The sequence below is a fragment of the Komagataeibacter saccharivorans genome, from assembly GCF_003207825.1.
GTDB lineage: Bacteria > Pseudomonadota > Alphaproteobacteria > Acetobacterales > Acetobacteraceae > Komagataeibacter > Komagataeibacter saccharivorans.
In genome coordinates this window covers 1-20,233 of record NZ_NKTY01000027.1, presented here as the reverse complement: position 1 = coordinate 20,233, position 20,233 = coordinate 1, and the positions used below count along the sequence as shown (strand labels likewise).

Sequence of the window (20,233 nt, the reverse complement as noted above, 5' to 3'; positions counted from 1 at the left end):
AGGACGGGTTCATGAACAGCGCCAATACCCCCGGATCATCCGGTGTCGTGATCGTAACGGGCGGCAGCCGGGGCATCGGGCACGCCATCAGCACCCTGCTGGGACAGCAGGGCCATGGGGTCGTCATCAATTACGCCAGCAACGCCGCCCCGGCGGAGGAACTGGCCCATGCCCTTATCGCGCAGGGTGGCCGCGCGCTGGCCGTGCGGGCCGATATCTCGAAACCCGAGGAAATCGGCACGCTGTTCACCCGCGCGGCGGAACTCGGTCCGCTTGCGGGTCTGGTCAACAATGCGGGCATTACCGGCACGAAGGTACGCATTGATGAACAGAGTGCTGAAATGCTCGACACCCTGTTCAACATCAACATCCGCGCCACCGTTCTGGCGGCAGGCGAGGCCGTGCGCCGGATGTCCACCCGCCATGGCGGCAGCGGCGGGGCCATCGTGAACCTGTCCTCCGTCGCGGCGAGGCTGGGGGGATTACCCGGCCTCGTCCCCTACGCGGCCACCAAGGCGGCGGTCGAGGCCTTTACGCGGGGACTCGCCAACGAGGTCGCGCGCGAGGGCATACGCGTCAACGCCGTGGCCCCCGGACTGACCGCGACCGACATGGTGCCGCCGGAAATCGAGAAACTGGCCGAAACCGTGGTGCCCATGGGCCGCGTGGGTCACGTGGACGAGATCGCGCAGGCTGTGGCCTTTCTCCTCTCTCCCGCATCATCGTATATGACAGGAAGCGTGATGACCGTGTCCGGCGGTCGCTAGACTGACCCGCAACAGGAGAAACCGACCATGTACATCGCCATGAACCGTTTCCGTATCCCGCCTGAAAACGAACAGGAATTCCGTGAGCGCTGGCTGGGCCGCGAGGTGCACCTGCGCACGGTGCCGGGATTTGTCAGCTTCCAGTTCCTCCGCGGGCCGGAGCATGAGGATCATATTCTCTACGCCTCGCACACGGTCTGGGAATCCCATGAAGCCTTCCTGGGCTGGACGCAGTCGGAACAGTTCCGCGCCGCCCATGCCCATGCAGGCAACCGCAAGCCCCTTATGGCCGGACCGCCGGTATTCGAAGGCTTCGAGGTCCTGCAGAATATCGAGAACTGAACCCACCCGGCTTCCGTGCGGAGCCGGTGCGCCATTTCACCCGGACCAGAAGGGAAAACCCATGCGGCAGGCCACGCCCCCATTCCATACCGGTCGTCGGACCGTTCTTGCCGGGGGACTGGCGATGGGTGGGTTATGGGCAGGCCGCATGGGTGCGCGCGCCGCCACACCCGAAACCCTGCCCCAGCCGCCCAGCGTGATCTCCAGCCCACCCCGGCAATGGGGGGCGGATGCCCCGCCGGGCCTGCTGCCCGACCCGGACATACTGCCGCTTGATCCATCTTTCAGGGATCTGGTTTATGGTAACGCCAACCTGCGGCTGGCATGGCGTGGTGGTAGCTGGCTGGAAGGTCCGGCATGGAACAGCGAAGGGCGCTTCCTGCTGCTGAGCGATACGATCAAAGCCGTGCAGTACCGCTACCTGTGGGAAAATGACGCGGTTTCGATCTTTCGTCCCTATTCCTACAACAGCAATGGCAACATATTCGACTGGCAGGGACGGCTGGTAAGCTGCGAACATGGCATGCGCCGCGTCATACGCTGGGAGCATGACGGGTCGTGCCATGTGCTGGCTGACCGCTATAATGACGCGCCCCTGAATTCACCCAACGATGTGGCGGTGCATCCCGATGGCAGCATCTGGTTCACCGATCCCGGCTATGGCGACACCATTGTGGAAGGTCATCCCGATGCGCCGGGCGGTCCCGCCAATCGCGGCGGGATCGAACGCTGGACGCTGGATGGGGAGGTCGTAAGCCAGTCTGGTGGCGACAGGCGACAGGAAGACCATGTCTTCCGTATCGACCCGGTAAGCGGGAAGGTCGAAGCCGTGCTGACCCAGCAGCAGCTTAAAGACCCGAACGGGCTGGCTTTCTCACCCGATGGCAAAACCGTCTATGTCATTTCGTCCGGTCCCGGACCGGGGCAGAACGGACAGGGCGGGGACCTGCATATCCATGCCGGGGATGTGGATAATGGCACGGTGCGCAGCCTCCGCCCGTTTGCGGACATGATGCTGAACGGTCAGCAGATGGGACCGGATGGCATGCGCACCGATATTTTCGGCAATCTGTGGTGCGGGGCGAACGGGCCGCTCGGCCTGTGCGGGGTGGTGGTGTACAACCCGCACGGCCGCATGATCGGACGGCTGCGCCTGCCGCGCGGGGTATCGAACCTGACCTTCGGCGGCCCGAAACGCGATGTCCTTTACATGTGCGCGGCCGATGCGCTGTTCACCTTGCAGGTCAATACGCAGGGGGCCGCGCCGTCGTAAGCGTCAGGCGCCCCCCACGCCGCTGCCCACCATATCCAGCGGCCGGACAAGACGATCGAACATGGCCGCATCCACAAAACCCGATGCAAGGGCCGCTTCACGCAGGCTGATATCCTTCTCCATCGCCTGATGGGCGATGGCGGAAGCCCGGTCATAGCCGATTTCCGGGCTGAGCGCCGTCACCAGCATTACGGAGCCTGCCACATAGGCATCAATCCGCTTGCGGTTGAGCTGCGTGCCCTCCACCGAAAAGACACGGAAATTGTGACAGCCATCGGCCAGGATACGGATGGCGTGCAGCACATTGGCCACGATGACCGGACGCATCACGTTCAGGTCCAGTTGTCCCTGACTGCCCGCCAGCGCAACCGTCGTGTCATTGCCCAGTACCTGGGTACAGATCATCACCATGGCCTCGCACTGGGTCGGATTGACCTTGCCGGGCATGATGGACGAACCGGGTTCATTTTCGGGCAGGTGCAGTTCCCCCAGCCCGCAGCGCGGCCCCGAACCCAGCAGGCGCATGTCATTGGCGATCTTGAGCAGGCTGACCGCCACCCCCCGCAACCCGGCGGATGCCCGGACCATGGCATCCAGCCCGCCAAGGGCCGCGAATTTGTTGGGCGCGGTCACAAAGGGCCGGTCCGTCAGCGCGGCGATCCGTGCGGCGATGGCCTGACTGAACCCCGGCGGCGCGTTCAGGCCGGTCCCGACCGCCGTACCACCCGCCGCCAGTTGCAGCAGGCCGGGACGTGCGGCTTCCACCGCTTCCAGCGCATCTTCAAGCTGCTGCGCCCAGCCGGACCATTCCTGTCCCACCGTAAGCGGCACGGCATCCTGCAGATGCGTGCGGCCGATCTTGACCACATCCATCCATTCCTGCGCCTTGGCGCGCAGGGCCGCGATCAGTTCACGCACACGCGGCAGCAGCCTGCCGTCTATTTCCAGCAAGGTGGCCACATGCATGGCGGTGGGAAAGGAATCATTGCTCGACTGGCCCATGTTCACATCGTCATTGGGATGGACCGGGCTTTTGGAACCGATGACGCCGCCCAGAAGCTGGATGGCGCGGTTGGCGATGACCTCGTTCACGTTCATGTTCGTCTGCGTGCCCGAACCGGTCTGCCACACAAAAAGCGGGAATTCGGAATCAAGCCTGCCCGCGATGACCTCATCCGCCACGCGGCCTATCGCATCGGCTTTCCATTGCGGCATGCGGCCATCCGCTGCGTTGACCTGTGCCGCCGCCTTCTTGACGATACCGTAAGCGTGACACACCTCGATGGGCATATGGTCGCGCCCGATCGAAAAATGCACAAGGCTGCGCTGTGTCTGCGCACCCCAGTAATGACTGGCGGGCACATCGATTTCCCCCATCGAGTCCTTCTCCCGCCGGGTGCCGGTGGCATCAATCCCGATGGGACAGTCTTTCAGCGTGGGGGTGGTGGGTTCGGTCATGGTGGCGTTCCTTCCCTTTGTGGTTGAAGGAAATATGGGCGCACCCGACCACTTTCGCGCCCCTGCCCGGCATCACAAGGGGGTGCGCGCGATTTCCCGCCCCCTTCCTATACCCGCGCCAGCAGCAGCATGGCGCCAAATCCCATGAAAACGGTTCCGGTCACAATGCCGAAAACGCGCCGTACCACAGGCGTCCTGAGCCATGACGACAGGATACGCCCACCGCCCGCGTAGACGAGGTACCAGAACGCCTCCACCACCGCAAAGGTCACGATCAGCAGCACATATTGCGGCATGTGCGGCACAGCCGGATTGACGAACTGCGGCAGGAACGCCGCCGCGAACAGCAGCAGCTTGGGATTGCTGATCCCGGTCAGGAAACCATCGCGCGACAACTGTTGTACCCCGATGACCGGCGCGGACGGCGTATCACTGCCGTCTTCCTCCACCGAATCGCGCGCCATCCAGACGCGCACGCCCAGAAATACCAGATAGGCCGCCCCGATAACCCGCAATACGGCAAACAGCCGGGGGGATGCCGCCAGCACACCCGCCATGCCCGCAAGCGATGCGGTCACCACCAGCACGATGGCCGTCATGCACCCCGCCATGACCGCGACACTGCGCAGCAGGCCATAACGCACGCTGATCGACATGACATGCATCATGTTCGGTCCCGGCATGGCGGAAAGCAGGAAAGCGGTAGCGGCAAACAGCAGCCATGTATGAAAAGTCACCTGTTCCGCCCTGTCCGGTCCGTATGTGTCATGTCCCGTACAATGCCGCGTTCCCTTGACGGCGGGCAAGTCCCTGCGGTAGAGCATATGTTATATTATAACGTTCAGGCGCACCATGTCGCTTTCCACACATACACCCGCCCCATCACCGGTGCAGGGCACGCAGACCCCGATGCCGCGCATGGTTCCCGATGCCGCACCCGCCCCCCTTCCCCTTACATGGATGGGCCGCGCGTGGTGGCAGCGGCTGGTGTGCATGGCCGGGCCGTGCGCGGTTCTGTGGGGGCTGATCGCCTGGGCCGTGGCCCAGCCATGACCGATGGGACAATCCGGCTGGATGATGCCGGTGTGGTAATGAATGGCACGCCGGTCTGGCAGCATGTGACCGGCTGTTTCACCCCCGGCAGCATGACGGCCATCGCGGGGGCCAATGGCGCGGGCAAGTCCACCCTGCTGCGCGCCATACTGGGCGAAGTGCCGCTTTCATGCGGCACGATCACGCGCGACGGCCTGCATCAGCGCGATTTCGGCTACCTGCCGCAGGCCCGCATTATCGACCGTGGCTTTCCCATCAGCGTAACCGACATGGTTCTGGGGGGCGCGTGGCACCAGACCGGGGCCTTTGGCGCGGCGGACAGACAGATACGCCAGCGCGCGGCCAACGCGCTGCGCCGCGTCAATCTGGACCAGCAGGCGGGCCGCATGATCGACGCGCTGTCCGCCGGGCAGTTCCAGCGGCTGATGTTTGCCCGGCTGCTCATGTCCGATGCCCGTGTCATCATGCTTGATGAACCCTTTACGGCACTTGACGCCCCCACCATGCAGGACCTGCTGGAACTGGTGGGCGAATGGCACCGGCAGGGCCGCACCATCATCGCCGTGCTGCATGACATTCACCAGATCCGCACCTGCTTTCCCCATGTCGTCCTGCTCTCGTCCGGGCAGGCCATATGGGGGGAGACGGCGCGCATCCTTACCCCCGGCACCCTGCAGCGCGCTTATGACAGCACGCCGGGCGACTGGGGAAATGCACCGCCATGAGCCTGCTTTCCGCCCTGTGGGACCCCTTCGCCAGTTTTGGTTTCATGCGCCGCGCGCTGGTCGCTTCCATCACCCTTGGCATGGGGGCCGGGCCGGTCGGGGTCATGCTGCAGCTACGGCGCATGAGCCTGATTGGCGACGCGATGAGCCATGCCATCCTGCCCGGCGCCGCCGTGGGCTTCCTGCTCGCGGGCGGGCTGTCGCTGACGGCGATGGGGCTGGGCGGCATCGTGGCGGGGCTGGGGGTCGCCCTGCTGGCGGGACTGGTCAGCCGCCGCACCCATCTGGCGGAAGATGCCAGCTTCGCCAGTTTCTACCTGACTTCGCTTGCGCTCGGCGTGCTGATCGTATCGGCGCGGGGGTCGAATATCGACCTGCTGCATGTCCTGTTCGGGACCATACTGGCCATTGATGGACCGGCGCTGTACCTGATGGGCGGCATCACGACACTCAGCCTGTGCCTGCTTTCCATCATCTGGCGTCCACTGGTCATGGAATGCGTCGATCCCGGTTTCATGCGCATGACCGGAAGCCGGGGTGGCGTCTACCACATGGTGTTCCTGTTTCTGGTCGTCATCAACCTCGTGGCGGGGTTCGAGGCGCTGGGCACCCTCATGTCCGTAGGCATGATGATGGTGCCCGCAGCGACCGCGCGGCTGTGGACGCGCCGCCTTCTGCCCATGATGGCGCTATCGGCGGGCGTGGGCATGGCGGCGGGGCTGACCGGGCTGCTGGTATCCTACCATTTCAGCCTGGCGGCGGGGCCATCCATCATCCTGACATGCAGCATCCTGTATGTCGTCTCCCTTCTTGCATCCCCCACCGGACTACGGGCCGGGCGGGGCGCATCCTCCTGGCAAGGTTCATGATCGTGCATCGCCTGTTTTCCCTGCTTGGCCTTTGCGGGCTGCTATCCGTCGCCCCCGTTCATGCGCAGGCGCGTACCCTGCGCGCCGTCGCCAGCTTTACGGTGCTGGCCGATGTGGTCGCCCATGTCGGTGGCACGCATGTCACCGTCACGTCGCTGGTGCCGCCCGATGGCGACCCCCACGAATTCGAACCTTCCCCCGATGATGCACGGCAGTTGCGACAGGCCGATATCGTGTTCATGAGCGGCGAAGGACTGGAAAGCTGGTTCGGACGACTGGCGCATGCGGCCAGTTATCATGGCCAGCCCGTCATCGTATCCAGTGCCATACAGGCCTATACGCCCCCCGGCGCACAGCAGGCCGAAACCGATCCGCATGTATGGAACAGCGTGCCCAACGTGGTGATCTGGACCAACACCATCCGTGACGCCCTCATCGCGGCGGACCCGGAGGATGCGGACAGTTTCCGCGCATCGGCCAGCGCCTATGTCACGCAGTTACAGGCGCTGGATCAGGATATCCGCAGCCGGATATCCGCCATACCCGCGGACCGCCGGCGTGTCCTGACCAGCCATGACGCCTTTGGCTATTACGGGCGCGCCTATGGCGTCACATTCATGGCCCCGCAGGGCCTCTCGACCGAGACCGAAGCCTCCGCCGGGGATGTCGCCACACTGATCCGCCAGATCCACCAGACAGGTATCACCACCTATTTCATGGAAAACGCCACCGACCCCCGCCTTGTGCAGCAGGTGGCGCGGGCAACCGGCGCGCAGCCGGGCGGCGAACTGTATGCGGAAGCCCTGTCCCCGCCCGGTGGCCCGGCACCTGACTACATCACCATGATGCGCCACAATACCGATCTCATGGTTGCGGCGATGCATCCGCGCTGATCCCTTCCGCCGGCGGCTGAACCGCGAAGGGCGACAGGTCGATGGTATGGACATGCATGTCCACCACCGACTGCCGGTGCGTGATGGAAATGACCGTCATGTCGGGGCAGACCTGTCGCAGCAGGCCATAAAGTTCGCCTTCCGCCACGCTATCGAGGTTGGAAGTCGATTCATCAAGGAACACCCAGCCCGGTCGCGCCAGCAGGATCCGCGCGAAGGCAAGGCGCTGGAGTTCACCGGGGGACAGGGTCTGGCCCCAGGCCTCCTCCATTTCCATGCGGGGGACCAGCGCGCCCAGACCGACCAGTTGCAGGGCCTCGATCACATCGGCCACGGGATGGTTTTCCACCCCGGCGGGGTATGTCACGGCGCGGTGCAGCGTGCCGGTTGGCACGTAAGGCCGCTGCGGCACGAACATCATGGGCGTGTCGGGCCGCGTGACATCACCACGGGCGAAAGGCCAGATCCCCGCCAGCACGCGGAACAGCGTCGATTTGCCGGTGCCTGACGGGCCGGTCACCACCGTCATCTGGCCATGGGCCAGCGTAAAGTGCACATCCCGCAGCAACGCCACGCCATCGGGGCGGAACACGTCCAGTCCGCTAACCGCCATATCGCCACCGGCGGGGGCCGGATGCACGCGCACGTCATTGCGCATGGCCTGCGCCCGGTCCATGACACGCTGGAACGTGGCCAGACGGGCGACCTCCGCATGCCATGTCGTCAGGGCGGCATAGGAATTGGCCAGCCAGCCCAGCGCGCCCTGCACGCGTGAAAACGCCATGACAAGCTGCATGAGCGTGCCGAAGCTCATCTTCCCCGCGAAATAGCGGATGGAACCGATCAGCAGGGCAAAGTTGCCCGATACGACATCCAGCCCCGTCGTCAGCAGGCCAAGCCACTTGGTCCGGCGCATGATGGAAAGGAAATTCGTGTAAACCGATGAAAAGGAGCGATCCAGCCCGGCCTGTTCCTCGGCCTCGCCCCGATACAGGGCGATCCCTTCGGTATTGTTGCGAACATGAACGAGGCTGTAGCGGAAATCGGCTTCCGCGCGCTGCTGGAAGAACTGCAGCCCCGCCAGCCTGTGCCCGGCCAGATGGGTAACCCACGTCGCCACCACCGAATAGATCAGCGCCGCCCAGAAGAAATATCCCGGTATGGACATGCCCCACAGTTCCAGCGGACCCGACAGCGCCCACAGCAGCCCCACGTAACTGAACAGCGTGACGATATTGGACAGCAGGCTGATGAACTGCGTAAGCGTATCGGTGACAAAGCTGTTCAGGTCTTCCTGTATGCGCTGGTCGGGGTTGTCGGCCCCGGCTTCAAGGCCGGATGTGGTGATGGCGATGCGGAAATAGGTCTGGTTTTCCATCCACTGCCGCGTCATGCGCATGGTCAGCCACCGCCGCCAGCGCAGGCCCAGCATCTGCTGAAGGTAGGTGGTGTAAATACTGCACAGGATCAACGGAATGGTAATGATGAAAAAGCCCAGAACGAAGCCTTCCTCGTTATGGACATACCAGAACAGTCCACGCAGGAAGGTTTTCGCATCGTGCTGCTGCAGGGCCGTATAATAGACATTGCGCGAAAAGGACTGGAGCACGTCCAGTCCCACCATGGAAAAGGTAAGGGTCAGTACCGCCGCCAGCAGGCCCCAGGCCCATTTCCGGTCTTCGGACACGAAATAGGGACGGGTAAGATACCAGACGTCTTTCAGGAGAAGGCGCAGATGCTGCATGTTGATCCCGTGCAGTGGGTGAGGCCGTGAGTCATACCAGCATTCCCACGAAGTCCGGACGGACTCAATCCCATTCGCCGCCGTGACGGTTTGCGCCTGCCGGTCGTGCGCGCATCTGTCCATCACGACTTGTTGACGGGACATGCCGCCCGCGCCGGCCTGCTGCCCATATGGGGAAAAGCCGCCACTTACCCGCTGGCAACAGGGGTTTATGATCCCCCGGCGCGGGGTGGTACGGGGCTGGATATATCGAATAGCCGAATGTCTGTCATAACAGCCACACGGGGCCGGGACGGGCGCATCGTGGTATGCCGGACATATCGCTTCACCGATGGCGGAATGGCGCGCCCTTCCGCCACGAAACCCAATGTTAGGGAGAATGAACATGACGTCATTCAGCCGCTTCCTGTCCGCTGGCGCCTTCGCCACCCTTCTGGCGGCAGCGCCGCTTGCGGCCAACGCCGAAACTTCCCCCCCGACCGGCGCCGGTGTCGCCAATCAGGTCGAACAGATCAAGCCCGGCTCCCTGTCGGCCGATACCGTGTTCTCGGCAGTGGCTTCGGCCAAGCCCGCGGACCTTGGCGGTATCCTGAACTACTGCATCCAGTCCAACTATCTCAGCTCGGCCGAAGCATGGCCGGTGCTGGCGGCACTCAACAAAAAGACGAACGACGTGCCGTCCAACAGCAAGGGCAACATGTCCTATGCCGATGGGTCCACGGGCCTGCTGAAGGTTGGCGGCGCGGAGCCGATCTCGCTTGAGGACGCATCGACCACGATCCGCCAGCAGGCCTGCGCGAAGGTGGAAGCCCGCGCCAAGTCCATGCTCTGATCCGTTCGCGTATCAGTGTAATGCAAGCCCTGCCGGTCCGCCGGCAGGGTTTTTTATTTTCGGCACATGCCGGTCTTTACTGTACCCACACGCGCGAAAACGCCATGTGATACAGGCTGGTCGAGAAATAATTGCCCAGCCGGGGTGATACGAGATCCACATAACTTATGCTGATCATAGGTGCGGCGGGCGCAAGCCGGGTGATCCGGTCATCGACTTCCTGCCACAACTGCTGTGTCGTGGCCTGATCGGGGGTGGTGCGAATACGTTCCAGCACCGTCTGCACCCCGGAATCACACAGGCCGGACATGTTGATGGAGCTGTCCGAACCCGCATGGAAATTCTCGCAGCCAAATAACGTGTCCAGAAAATTGGAGGGAGAGGCATAATCGGCATACCACCCCATGAGGCTGATCTGCACATGGTTGCTGGTATTCTGCACATATGCCGATTCCATGGCTGCTGAAAGCGGGTGCAGCCGCGCGTGGTAGCCGATGGCCTGCAGCATGTCGCGCAGGTAGGTGCCCATGCTGATATACATCGCCGTGGCGGGAACGATCAGGGTGACATCCTGCCCCTGCGTCCCGCTTTCGCGCACAAGCTGGCGGGCGCGTTCCACATCCGGTCCCATCCACTGGCTGGCGGGATGATCGGGGTCCGCGCCGCGTGTCCACGCGCACATGCCATCACCGGGCAACAGGCCGGGTGGCACCATGCGGCATAGCGGGGCCGCGATGCCCGAACCGCCATACAGGATCATCATTGCCCGCCGGTCCAGCGCGTAATTGACCGCCTGCCGCGCCTTGATGCTGTCAAAAGGCGCGATATTGACGTTCATCGGCAGGAACACCAGCCCGTATAGCGGATAGACATGGACCTGCGCGATATGGCGGCTACCCATTTCCCCCAGCCGGTCCAGCGGCTTGAGACCCGCCATCCAGTCATACTGCCCCCGCTCGACGGCGGTCAGCGCGTCCTCATCCGACAGGCCGTAATCATATGCTATGGCATCCACGTAACCATCGGGCTGGGCTGTCTCGCTCCATTCATGGAAGAAGGGGTTACGTTCCAGCCGCATGCCCCGGTCGGGGCTGGAGAAGACGATCCGGTACGGCCCCGTGCCCGGCGGCGCGGTATTGCCCATATCGTGGGGGGGCATGCTGGCGGGCAGGATCACCGCGTGACCGAACGCCATCTTCTGCGGGAATTCGGAATCGGGCGCGGTCAGGTGAATGGTAATGCGCCGTGTTGCGGCATCCGTCACGACACCGCCGGCAAGCGTGCAGTGAGCGGGATCACGCAGGCAGGCATCCGCGCCTACGATACCACCGTAATATGATCCCGCCGTGGGCGAACCCACGCGGAAGATGCGCCGCAGGGACGCCGCGACATCGTCCACCGCAAGCGGGGTTCCATCGGAAAACCGGATGCCATCGCGCAGGGTGAACACCCATGTGCGCCCGCCATCCAGCCGCTCGGGCAGGGATTGCGCAAGGTCGGCCACCGCCTGGCCACCAGCCGGGCCTTCCACCTTGGGATAAGTCAGCAGACCGTCATAGACGACGCTCATCACCTGCATGTACTGACTGGAATAATTGATCTGCGGGTCCAGCGTTCCGGCAGAAGAAACGGCCGTCAGCCGCAGGGTGCCGCCACGATGCGGACTGCCGCGCGTGCCCTCATCCCCCGCCCATGCGGGCGCGGTCGCCAGCACCACCCCGAAGCCGAGGACCATCGCAGGACCGATGGCCCGCCATGTTCCCGTCATCCGCTGACCCGTTTCCGACTGCTTCAGGGAGTGTCCCTGCCGTCCAGAAGCGCGGTCATCCGCGTGGTAACCTCCTCCGCCGTGGCGGTTGCGGGCAGGCTGCCCGCATATCGCCCGGTGGGGGACATGATGACGATCTGGCTTGCGGTATCCATGGTGTAATCCCCGTTTTCACCCGGATGGCGGACATAGGGGGCGTGATATTCGCGGGCCACCGCCTCGATCATCTTGGGCGAACCCGTCATGACCGTCAGATGGAAACCGAAACGCAGCGCGTAGGTCCGCAGCACATCGGATGTATCGCGCATGGGATCGAGCGTGATGAAGATCGGCGCGACAAGGCGTGCGCGCTCACGCCCCAGCGCCTCGACCCCCTGGGTCATCGCCTTGACCGTGACGCCGCAGACCGTATCGGGGCAGCGGGTGTACCCGAAATAGACCAGCATCCACCGGCCACGGAAATCGGTATCCAGCACCGATCCATCCGCCCCGTTGACCAGCCGGAACGAGCCGCCAACCGGATTGCCGTAGGTGACGAGCGGCACCGGCGCGCGGTCAAAAAGCCGGTACCCCACATACCCGCAGACCGAGGATACCGCCACGATCGCCAGTGTCAGCAGAAGGAAAAACCGGTCCCGTTCATTTCGCATCATCAGTGTGCATCCGCCCAATTCGTTCCGGTCCCGGTTTCCACCACCAGCGGTACAGACAGGGCCGCTGCGGATTCCATGACCTGCTTGACAAGGGCGGACAGACGATCGGCGTCTTCTGCCCGCACCTCGAACAGAAGTTCGTCATGGACCTGAAGGAGCATGCGTCCGTCAAGCCCTGTATCGGCAAGGGCGTCGGGAATTCGCACCATGGCCCGCTTGATGATGTCCGCAGCCCCCCCCTGCAGCGGGGCGTTGATGGCCTGCCGCTCGGCATAGTTGCGCCGTGCGGCGTTGCGATCGGCAATGCCCGGCACCCAGCAGCGCCGCCCGAACGGGGTCGTCACGTATCCCTTCGCCCGCGCTTCCTCCCGCATGCGTTCCATGTAATCGCGGATGCCGGGATAACGAGCGAAATAGGCGTCGATATAGCCGCGTGCCTCCCCCGGCGAAATGCCAAGCTGACGGCCAAGGCCGAAGGCGCTGATGCCGTAGATGATTCCGAAATTGATGGCCTTGGCGCGCCGCCGCGTCAGCGGGTCCATGCCTTCCAGCGGGATGCCGAACACCTCCGATGCCGTGCGGGCATGAATGTCCTGCCCCAGCGCGAAGGCTTCCCGCAGGGCGGGAATATTGGCCACGTCCGCCAGAAGCCGCAGTTCGATCTGGGAATAGTCGGCCGATACCAGCACATGCCCCGGTGCCGCGACAAAGGCGCGGCGGATGCGCCCCCCTTCTTCCGTGCGGATGGGAATGTTCTGCAGGTTGGGGTCGTTGGATGACAGGCGGCCCGTTGTCGTGACCGCCATCTGGAAGGATGTATGCACCCGTCCCGTCGCCGGGTTGATCTGGTTGAGGAGCGCGTCGGCATAGGTGCTTTTCAGCTTGGCAAGCTGCCGCCACGCCAGAATCCGCGCGGGCAGGTCATGGCCCTGATCCGCCAGATCCTGCAACACCGATGAATCGGTGCCCCACGCGCCGGATTTCATGCGCTTGCCGCCACTCAGCCCCATTTCATCGAACAGGATTTCCCCAAGCTGCTTGGGGGAACCGACATTGAAGCTGCGCCCGGCGAGGGTATGGATCTCGGCCTCGATCACGCCCATGCGCTGGGCGAATTCGACCGACATGGCGCGCAGGTCATCCGCGTCCACCGCAACGCCCGCGCGTTCCATGTCCGCGAGGATCGGCACGAGAGGACGCTCCATTTCCTCATACAGCGCCAGCGCGTGACCGGGACGAAGCCGGGGACGCAGCACCTGCCACAGGCGCAGGGTCACATCCGCGTCCTCAGCCGCATATGGCGTGGCGCGGGCGATATCCACCTTGGAAAACACAACCCGGTTGCGGCCCGTACCCGTGACTTCATCATACGGGATGGGCGTGTGATCGAGTGTGAGGCGGGAGAGTTCATCCATCCCCTGCCCATGTTTTCCCGCCGACTGCGCGTAGGAAATCAGCATGGTGTCATCAACCGGCGCAGGCTGGACACTGCCCGCCTGCGTCAGCACCAGCAGGTCGAATTTGGCGTTCTGGAAGATCTTGAGAACGGATGTATCCGCAAAAAGCGGCGCGAGAATTTCAAGCGCCAGCGCGACAGGCATCTGCGCCGCGCACAGCGCGTCCATCAGGTCACCTTCATGGCCAAGCGGAACATAGCACGCCTGCCCCGGCCGGACGGCCAGCGATATCCCCACCAGACGGGCCACAAGCGGGTCCAGCCCATCGGTTTCCGTATCCACCGCGCAGACACCATGCGCACGGGCCTGCTCAACCCACTCACGCAGGATTTCAGGGTCCGTCACCGTGACGTACGGGCCGTATTCCGCAGCAGGCACAGGGGGAAGTTCTGCTTCCGGCTGCACGGATGCAACAGGGCTGGCTCCCTGCGCTGCGGGATGGCGGGCGCGCGGGCGCGCTTTCATCCCCATGCGCTGCAGCAGGGATGAAAACCCCATTTCAGACAGCCATGCACCCAGCCGCTCCATATCCACATCGCAGCAGGTCAGGGCGGAAATCGGTTCGGGACAGGGCGCATCTTCGCGCAGGGTGACAAGCTCACGCGACAGGCGGGCCATATCGGCATGCGCCAGCAGGTTATCGCGTCGCTTGGACGCCTTCATGCCTTCCGCCCCCAGCAGGATGGCGTCGAGCGAGCCATATTCCGCCATCAGGGCCGATGCGGTCTTGGGGCCGATGCCGGGCACGCCAGGGACATTATCCACCGGATCGCCAATCAGCGCCTGCACTTCGGCCACCCGGTCAGGGGTGACGCCAAACTTGGCCAGCACTTCCTTTTCCCCGATCGGCTTCTGCTTGATGGGGTCCATCATCATCACGCCGGGGCGGATGAGCTGCATCAGGTCCTTGTCGGAGGAATAGATGGTGCACTGCCCGCCCTCATCGGTCGCCTTGCGGGCGTAAGCGGCGATCAGGTCATCGGCTTCCCATCCGGCTTCCTCGATGGCGGGGACGCCGAAGGCCGCCGTAGCCGCGCGCACGAGGGCGAACTGGGGTCGCAGTTCCTCCGGCGGTTCGGGGCGGTGGGCCTTGTATTCACTATAGAGATCATTGCGGAACGTATGGCGTCCCGCATCGAATATGACCGCCAGATGGGTGCCTGCATGTTCGCGCAGCAGGCGTGAGAGCATGTTGGTGAAACCATACACCGCATTGACGGGCGTGCCGTCCGGGCTGGTCATGGGGGGCAGGGCGTGGAAGGCACGGAAAATGAAGCCCGAACCATCCACCAGGATCAGGTGAACCTGCTTGTCGCTGGACATGTATCAGAATGCGATCAGTGTTCGGCGCCTGCGGGTGCATCGGGATTGAGGACAAACAGCCGCGAGCAGTAGGGGCAGAATGTCTGGTGGTGACCAATGCGCAGGAAAACGCGCGGGTGGCCAAGCGCACCCAGTCCCCCATCGCACGACAGGGTGCGCGAATCGACAACAATGGTTTCAACCGTACCCAGACGGGGGTGCGGAACGGGATCGTGGGGCTGGGCTTGCATTCTGGCGGGCCTCGGGCTGTTGTCCGGCTTGGATTTGCATGTTTCCGCCCGGAAGCGGAACATGCGCTTGTTGATGATGATACGCAGGATTGCCGTGCTTTCAAACTTTCACCTGTCACGCCTGCTTTATCCAGTGCTTTTTGCGTTACTGGCAGCCTGCACCACGCGGGAAGCTCCGCCCCCCGCCCCACCGGCCCACCACCCGGCATTGAGCCGCCTTGTGCCCGCCGATCGCATGTTCGCCATTGCAGGCGGTCCCACACTGCCCCTGCGTATCTGGCCTGCACAGGGCACGGAACGTGCCGTGATCGTGGCCCTGCATGGCTTCAATGACAGCCGGGACGCATGGGAACGCCCGGCCCCCATCCTGAATGCCGCGGGCATGAGCGTGATCGCACCCGACCTGCCCGGTTTTGGCCAGACGGCACAGCGCGGCGGGTGGGCTGGCACGGATGTACTGGTCCGCAGCGCCGCAGACCTTGTCACCACCATCGGACATGAACATCCCGGTGTGCCGCTATATGTAATGGGGGAAAGCATGGGTGGGGCCATCGCCACCGTGCTGGCCGCACGATCCGATGCGCCGCCGGTGGCGGGCTATATCCTGCTGGCCCCGGCGCTGTGGGACATGGATGGCGGGGCCCGTACCGTCACGCGGCTGATGGCGGCGCTTGCCCCACACGGGCGGCTGAGCGGGCGGGAACTGCCGGTCCATGTCACCGCCGCCGATGACATTCTGGCGCTGGCCCGGCTGTATTATGACCCACTGACACTACGCGATACCGGCACGGTCGCGCTGGCCGGCCTCACCGGCCTCATGCACGAAGCTGCGCGTGCCGTGCCCCACATGCGCGGTCCCGTTCTGGTCATTTATGGCGGCCATGACCAGATCATCCCCGCCCCCGCCATGGCGGCCGCATGGCGGCATCTGCCAACTGGCGCCCGGCGCGATTACATTGCGGGTGGCTACCACCTGCTGCTGCGCAGCCGGACTGCCGAACAGGTAACCGCTGACATAACAGGCTGGATACGACATCCCGATGATTTCCTGCCTTCGGGCGGGGACATGGCGGCGGCGGCATGGATGGCGGACCAGAAAGGCCGTGCGGCACCCTTGCCGCTACTGCCGGGGTATATGGACTGGATTGCGCCGCAATGATTTTTACTGATTTCAGGGGTGGCATTCGACGCGGTCCCGATGTATGCAGACGAGAGTGGACTCGTAGCTCAGCTGGATAGAGCGTCGCCCTCCGAAGGCGAAGGTCGAAGGTTCGAATCCTTTCGAGTCCGCCATTCTCCATAAAAAATTACGAGATACTGCAGACCATTCAGACAGTCTGCCAATCTGCTCAAGGCGACGGCGCGCGTCCCCCTCCAGCGGGTCTGCTCGACCGCACTGATAGAGCGCTCCTTCTTCCCCGATATCGCACGCGCCTGTCAGGCCGGACAGGAACCCGGACCAGCTTCAGACAGTTGTTTTCCTGCCATGCCAGCAGGCAACAACGCGCCTGGCCGGCTTTCATCCGGGGAACAAGAAATCATGACCGACCAGCATCTTTCCACGCCACAGGAGATCGAGCTCAAGCTCGACTTCCCTGCTGAGGCGCACGCTCTGGTCGCGCAGCATGTTACCCTGCTGGAGAATGTGGCCCCGGTCGTCCATACCCATCTGGTTACGATCTATTATGACACGCCGGATCTGGCCCTGAGCAGAAGCGGCCTGTCCCTGCGGGTGCGCCGTTCCGGCAGGCATCATGTCCAGACACTGAAATCCGGCGGCGATAACGCCCTGGCAACCCATCGTAATGAATGGGAATGGCCTGTCAGGACAACCAGACCGGACATCACCCTTCTGGACGCCACCCCGGCGGCCATACTGAAACCGATGCTGGACGGAAAGCTGGTGCCGGTTTTCCGTTCCGACATCCAGCGCGCCATCCACATGATGAAATGTGAAGATGCGGTCATTGAAATTGCCATTGATGAGGGTTCTGTTCGCGCAGGCAAGGCAGAGGAACGGGTCCATGAAGTAGAACTGGAACTCAAGAATGGCCCCGTCCTGCCCCTCTATCATCTGGCAATACGGCTGCAGGCCGATCTGCCGCTCCATATCAGCGCCCAGACCAAAGCCGGGCGCGGCTACCGCCTTCTGACCGGTCATTCCACTCAGGTCACACCGGCCCGCGCGCCTGTCCTGTCCGCCAAAATTACTGCGGCAGATGGGTTCAGAAGGATCATGCGCGAAGACATGGACAGTCTGGTCAACAACCTTCCAGCCGTGAAGGCTGACGATATGGAAGGCATACACCAGATGCGGGTGGCTATCCGACGGCTGCGCACGACACTTCAACTTTTTTCTGTATGTCTGGATGATACGAAGGCCACACAATTTGAAGACGGGTTGCAAAGGATCGGCCGCATATTGGGCGCTGCGCGTGACTGGGATGTATTCAGCACCGAAACATTGCGCACGGCCTCTCCCGCCTTACCGATGCAAGACGGGTGGCAGGCACTCAACACCGCCGCAACGGGATTGAGAACACAGGCCCATAACGCCCTGCAACAGGAACTGGCCGGGCCGGATATCACGGCATGCGTGCTTGCCCTGACAGCATGGATGGAAGATGCCCCCTTTAGGGTCAGCCACAAAAAGATGGACCATAAGCTGATAGCGCTGGCACCTGACCTGCTTGATCGGGTGACCCGAAAGGTTGTGCGGCGGGGCAGGCACATAAGCCATCTTTCCGCGACAGAACTGCATTCACTGCGCAAGACACTCAAGAAACTGCGTTACAGCGTGGATTCCATGGCCAGCCTGTACCCCACCCGAAAGGTGAAATCCTACCTGAAACACTGCCGTCGCCTGCAAAGCTGTCTGGGTGACATCAATGACGCAGCCGTGGCCTTGATACTGACGGACAGATTACGCTGCATTCAACCTGATCTTTCCACCGAAGCCTGCGATACTGTCATCCGATGGAGCAAAAAGCGCAGGCAACAGGCCATGCGCAGATTACCCCAGGCCTGGTCCGCATTTCACAAGGCAACGCCTTTCTGGCGGTCATGATTCAGGGGGCCTCCCCCATATCCCGTCACAATAGGCTATTCTGTCCCTCTACCGGGGCAGGAGGGCGGCTTCAACGCCCATGCCCCGCTCACCCGGTGTAGCCAGCGCCACGCAGTTACGTCCATTTTTCTTGGCAAAATACAGGGCCATATCAGCACGGGCCAGTGCATCGTCGCTACTGACATCCGTCTCGCACATCTCCGAAATACCGATACTGGCCGTCACGGCAATAGTATGGCCGCCGACACGCACCGGTACATCCGCAATAGCCAGACGCAGGCGTTCTGCAATCGCACTGGCCTGTGTCAGATCAATCTCGTGAAGGCAGGCTGCAAATTCCTCGCCCCCTACGCGGCCCGTGTCATCGGTTGAACGCAATGTTTCCATTACGACCGACGCGACATGGCGGATCACGCCATCCCCGGTCGCATGGCCATATTGGTCATTGATCGCCTTGAAATGGTCGATATCGATCATCGCCATCACGATCTGCGGGCTGGCGCCGTCCTGCATGGACCGCCAGACATCTTCCATCCGCTCAGTAAAAGCCCGGCGGTTCGGAAGACCTGTCAGATGATCCACGCGGGCGAGATCATGCAGTTCCTGTTCCATCCGCTTGCGCGCCGTCGCATCCACCACCAGACCATGCCACACTGTAGCGCCATCCGGCAGCCGGAGCGGATGGGCATCGACCTGACGCCAGCGCAGTCCCTGAACAGGCAGAAGCACGCGAAAGACACAATGCCAGGGCGTCAACCCCGCGGTCGCCACTGCAAGTGTCGCCAGATACATCTCCCGGTCATCAGGATGAATGCGTTCATGGATCGCGGCGGTGTTAAGGGCAACCTGTGCGGCTGTCAGTTCATAGATTTCCTCAATCCGCGCGCTGGCATATGTGAGGCGGGCGGTATTGTCCGGTTCCCGGCAGCACTGAAATACCAGACCCGGCACTTCATTGGTCAGGTTGGTCATAAGCGCGATACTCTGATGGAGTTGATCCGTCAGGCTCCTGATCGAGCTGATATCGCTGGTGGTGCCCACCATCCGCAATGCCTGGCCCGCCTCATCCCGGCTGACGACACGGCCACGGCTCATTACCCATTTATAACTGCCATCCCTGCAACGCAGGCGGTGTTCGACTTCGTAAGAGGGGGTAAGTCCTTCAAAGTGATCGCGCATCGTTGCCTGAACATAGGCCAGATCGTCCGGGTGGACGCGCTGGTAGCTATCTTCTATCCGGCTGGAAATTTCTTCGGGGCGATAACCAAGTATCTCGGCCCATCCATCAGAATAGTGAATAGCGCCCGTCAGGACATCCCGATCCCAGATTCCCGTACCACTACCCCGTATCGCAAGGGCCATGACATCATCAAATCCATGGCTCACCGAAGCGTCCGACCTTGTACCCATTCGCACTGGCCTTTATCATCCCGGTTGATTGCGGCGATGGAAACAGCATATTGCACCGGCCATGTTGCGTCGAGGGCGGAACTGGCTTCCCTGTCCCATCCCAATTGCATCCCGTGAAGGATTTTGAACAACAAAAAACCCGCCTGTTGAGGGCGGGTTTATCGTGTCCGATCAGGGACTTAATCATGGTTGCGGGGGCAGGATTTGAACCTGCGGCCTTCAGGTTATGAGCCTGACGAGCTACCGGGCTGCTCCACCCCGCGGTTGTTTGGGGAGACTGGAAGACCTGGCGGCGACCGACTTTCCCGTGCCTTAAGGCACAGTATCATAGGCGCTGGGGCATTTCACGGCCGAGTTCGGGATGGGATC

The 20,233-nt window shown here is 62.8% G+C and carries 18 protein-coding genes, 2 tRNA genes and 1 rRNA gene; 11 read left to right on the top strand and 10 right to left on the bottom strand.

The window, feature by feature from the left end:
* Positions 1-11: 11 nt before the first annotated feature.
* From CFR79_RS13145 to CFR79_RS13135, 3 genes are all read left to right on the top strand, one after another.
* On the top strand, positions 12-767 hold the full coding sequence (locus tag CFR79_RS13145) for an SDR family NAD(P)-dependent oxidoreductase (protein ID WP_110548198.1): 756 nt from the start codon (positions 12-14) through the stop codon (positions 765-767).
* A 27-nt stretch (positions 768-794) separates the two neighbouring features.
* Complete coding sequence (locus CFR79_RS13140) at positions 795-1,109, top strand: antibiotic biosynthesis monooxygenase family protein (protein ID WP_102325333.1); 315 nt, start codon at positions 795-797, stop codon at positions 1,107-1,109.
* A 61-nt stretch (positions 1,110-1,170) separates the two neighbouring features.
* The gene (locus tag CFR79_RS13135) at positions 1,171-2,382 is read left to right on the top strand and encodes an SMP-30/gluconolactonase/LRE family protein (protein WP_110548197.1); all 1,212 of its coding nucleotides are present in this window, start codon (positions 1,171-1,173) and stop codon (positions 2,380-2,382) included.
* A gap of 3 nt (positions 2,383-2,385) precedes the next feature.
* Here CFR79_RS13135 and fumC read toward each other — a convergent pair whose 3' ends face one another.
* A complete protein-coding gene (gene fumC, locus CFR79_RS13130; protein ID WP_102325331.1) occupies positions 2,386-3,840 on the bottom strand; it encodes a class II fumarate hydratase in 1,455 nt (484 codons plus the stop codon).
* A gap of 107 nt (positions 3,841-3,947) precedes the next feature.
* Complete coding sequence (locus CFR79_RS13125; RefSeq protein WP_110548212.1) at positions 3,948-4,577, bottom strand: LysE family translocator; 630 nt, start codon at positions 4,575-4,577, stop codon at positions 3,948-3,950.
* A gap of 115 nt (positions 4,578-4,692) precedes the next feature.
* Here CFR79_RS13125 and CFR79_RS15960 point away from each other — a divergent pair, with 115 nt between their 5' ends.
* The 4 genes from CFR79_RS15960 to CFR79_RS13110 are packed head-to-tail and all read left to right on the top strand — an operon-like array spanning position 4,693 to position 7,380.
* Complete coding sequence (locus CFR79_RS15960; protein WP_132305160.1) at positions 4,693-4,893, top strand: hypothetical protein; 201 nt, start codon at positions 4,693-4,695, stop codon at positions 4,891-4,893.
* On the top strand, positions 4,812-5,618 hold the full coding sequence (locus CFR79_RS13120) for a metal ABC transporter ATP-binding protein (RefSeq protein ID WP_110548211.1): 807 nt from the start codon (positions 4,812-4,814) through the stop codon (positions 5,616-5,618). The genes CFR79_RS15960 and CFR79_RS13120 overlap by 82 nt, the downstream gene beginning before the upstream one ends.
* Positions 5,615-6,487: a metal ABC transporter permease gene (locus tag CFR79_RS13115; RefSeq protein ID WP_110548196.1), complete on the top strand. Its 873-nt coding sequence runs from the start codon at positions 5,615-5,617 to the stop codon at positions 6,485-6,487. Before CFR79_RS13120 ends, CFR79_RS13115 begins: the two co-directional genes overlap by 4 nt.
* Before the next feature lie 2 nt (positions 6,488-6,489).
* Positions 6,490-7,380 (top strand): metal ABC transporter solute-binding protein, Zn/Mn family, encoded by an 891-nt coding sequence (locus CFR79_RS13110; protein WP_110548210.1) that lies wholly within the window; start codon positions 6,490-6,492, stop codon positions 7,378-7,380.
* On the opposite strand, the gene CFR79_RS13105 is transcribed toward CFR79_RS13110, so the two are convergent.
* Positions 7,352-9,124: an ABC transporter ATP-binding protein/permease gene (locus CFR79_RS13105; protein WP_174234090.1), complete on the bottom strand. Its 1,773-nt coding sequence runs from the start codon at positions 9,122-9,124 to the stop codon at positions 7,352-7,354. The genes CFR79_RS13110 and CFR79_RS13105 overlap by 29 nt on opposite strands.
* A gap of 385 nt (positions 9,125-9,509) precedes the next feature.
* On the opposite strand from CFR79_RS13105, the gene CFR79_RS13100 reads away from it, so the two are divergent.
* Complete coding sequence (locus CFR79_RS13100; RefSeq protein ID WP_102325329.1) at positions 9,510-9,956, top strand: DUF2501 domain-containing protein; 447 nt, start codon at positions 9,510-9,512, stop codon at positions 9,954-9,956.
* Between the two features lie 76 nt (positions 9,957-10,032).
* Here CFR79_RS13100 and CFR79_RS13095 read toward each other — a convergent pair whose 3' ends face one another.
* The 4 genes from CFR79_RS13095 to CFR79_RS13080 are packed head-to-tail and all read right to left on the bottom strand — an operon-like array spanning position 10,033 to position 15,387.
* Positions 10,033-11,724, bottom strand: coding sequence for an ABC transporter substrate-binding protein (locus CFR79_RS13095; protein ID WP_110548195.1), 1,692 nt, complete (start codon positions 11,722-11,724; stop codon positions 10,033-10,035).
* Positions 11,725-11,747: 23 nt separating this feature from the next.
* Positions 11,748-12,377, bottom strand: coding sequence for an SCO family protein (locus CFR79_RS13090; protein WP_102325327.1), 630 nt, complete (start codon positions 12,375-12,377; stop codon positions 11,748-11,750).
* Entirely contained in the window at positions 12,377-15,157 is a 2,781-nt protein-coding gene (gene polA, locus CFR79_RS13085) for a DNA polymerase I (RefSeq protein ID WP_110548194.1), read from the bottom strand. The genes CFR79_RS13090 and polA overlap by 1 nt, the downstream gene beginning before the upstream one ends.
* A 14-nt stretch (positions 15,158-15,171) precedes the next feature.
* Positions 15,172-15,387, bottom strand: coding sequence for a zinc-finger domain-containing protein (locus tag CFR79_RS13080; RefSeq protein WP_102325645.1), 216 nt, complete (start codon positions 15,385-15,387; stop codon positions 15,172-15,174).
* A gap of 61 nt (positions 15,388-15,448) precedes the next feature.
* On the opposite strand from CFR79_RS13080, the gene CFR79_RS13075 reads away from it, so the two are divergent.
* From CFR79_RS13075 to CFR79_RS13065, 3 genes are all read left to right on the top strand, one after another.
* Positions 15,449-16,546 (top strand): alpha/beta fold hydrolase, encoded by a 1,098-nt coding sequence (locus CFR79_RS13075; RefSeq protein ID WP_181417442.1) that lies wholly within the window; start codon positions 15,449-15,451, stop codon positions 16,544-16,546.
* A 57-nt stretch (positions 16,547-16,603) separates the two neighbouring features.
* Positions 16,604-16,680 (top strand) — tRNA-Arg (locus CFR79_RS13070).
* A gap of 247 nt (positions 16,681-16,927) precedes the next feature.
* Positions 16,928-18,454, top strand: coding sequence for a CYTH and CHAD domain-containing protein (locus CFR79_RS13065; RefSeq protein WP_181417441.1), 1,527 nt, complete (start codon positions 16,928-16,930; stop codon positions 18,452-18,454).
* Between the two features lie 48 nt (positions 18,455-18,502).
* Here CFR79_RS13065 and CFR79_RS13060 read toward each other — a convergent pair whose 3' ends face one another.
* The 3 genes from CFR79_RS13060 to rrf all read right to left on the bottom strand — a co-directional run.
* A complete protein-coding gene (locus tag CFR79_RS13060) occupies positions 18,503-19,864 on the bottom strand; it encodes a sensor domain-containing diguanylate cyclase (RefSeq protein WP_110548191.1) in 1,362 nt (453 codons plus the stop codon).
* Positions 19,865-20,050: 186 nt separating this feature from the next.
* Positions 20,051-20,127 (bottom strand) — tRNA-Met (locus tag CFR79_RS13055).
* A 21-nt stretch (positions 20,128-20,148) separates the two neighbouring features.
* A 5S ribosomal RNA gene (gene rrf / locus CFR79_RS16440) occupies positions 20,149-20,233 on the bottom strand; the annotation flags it as partial.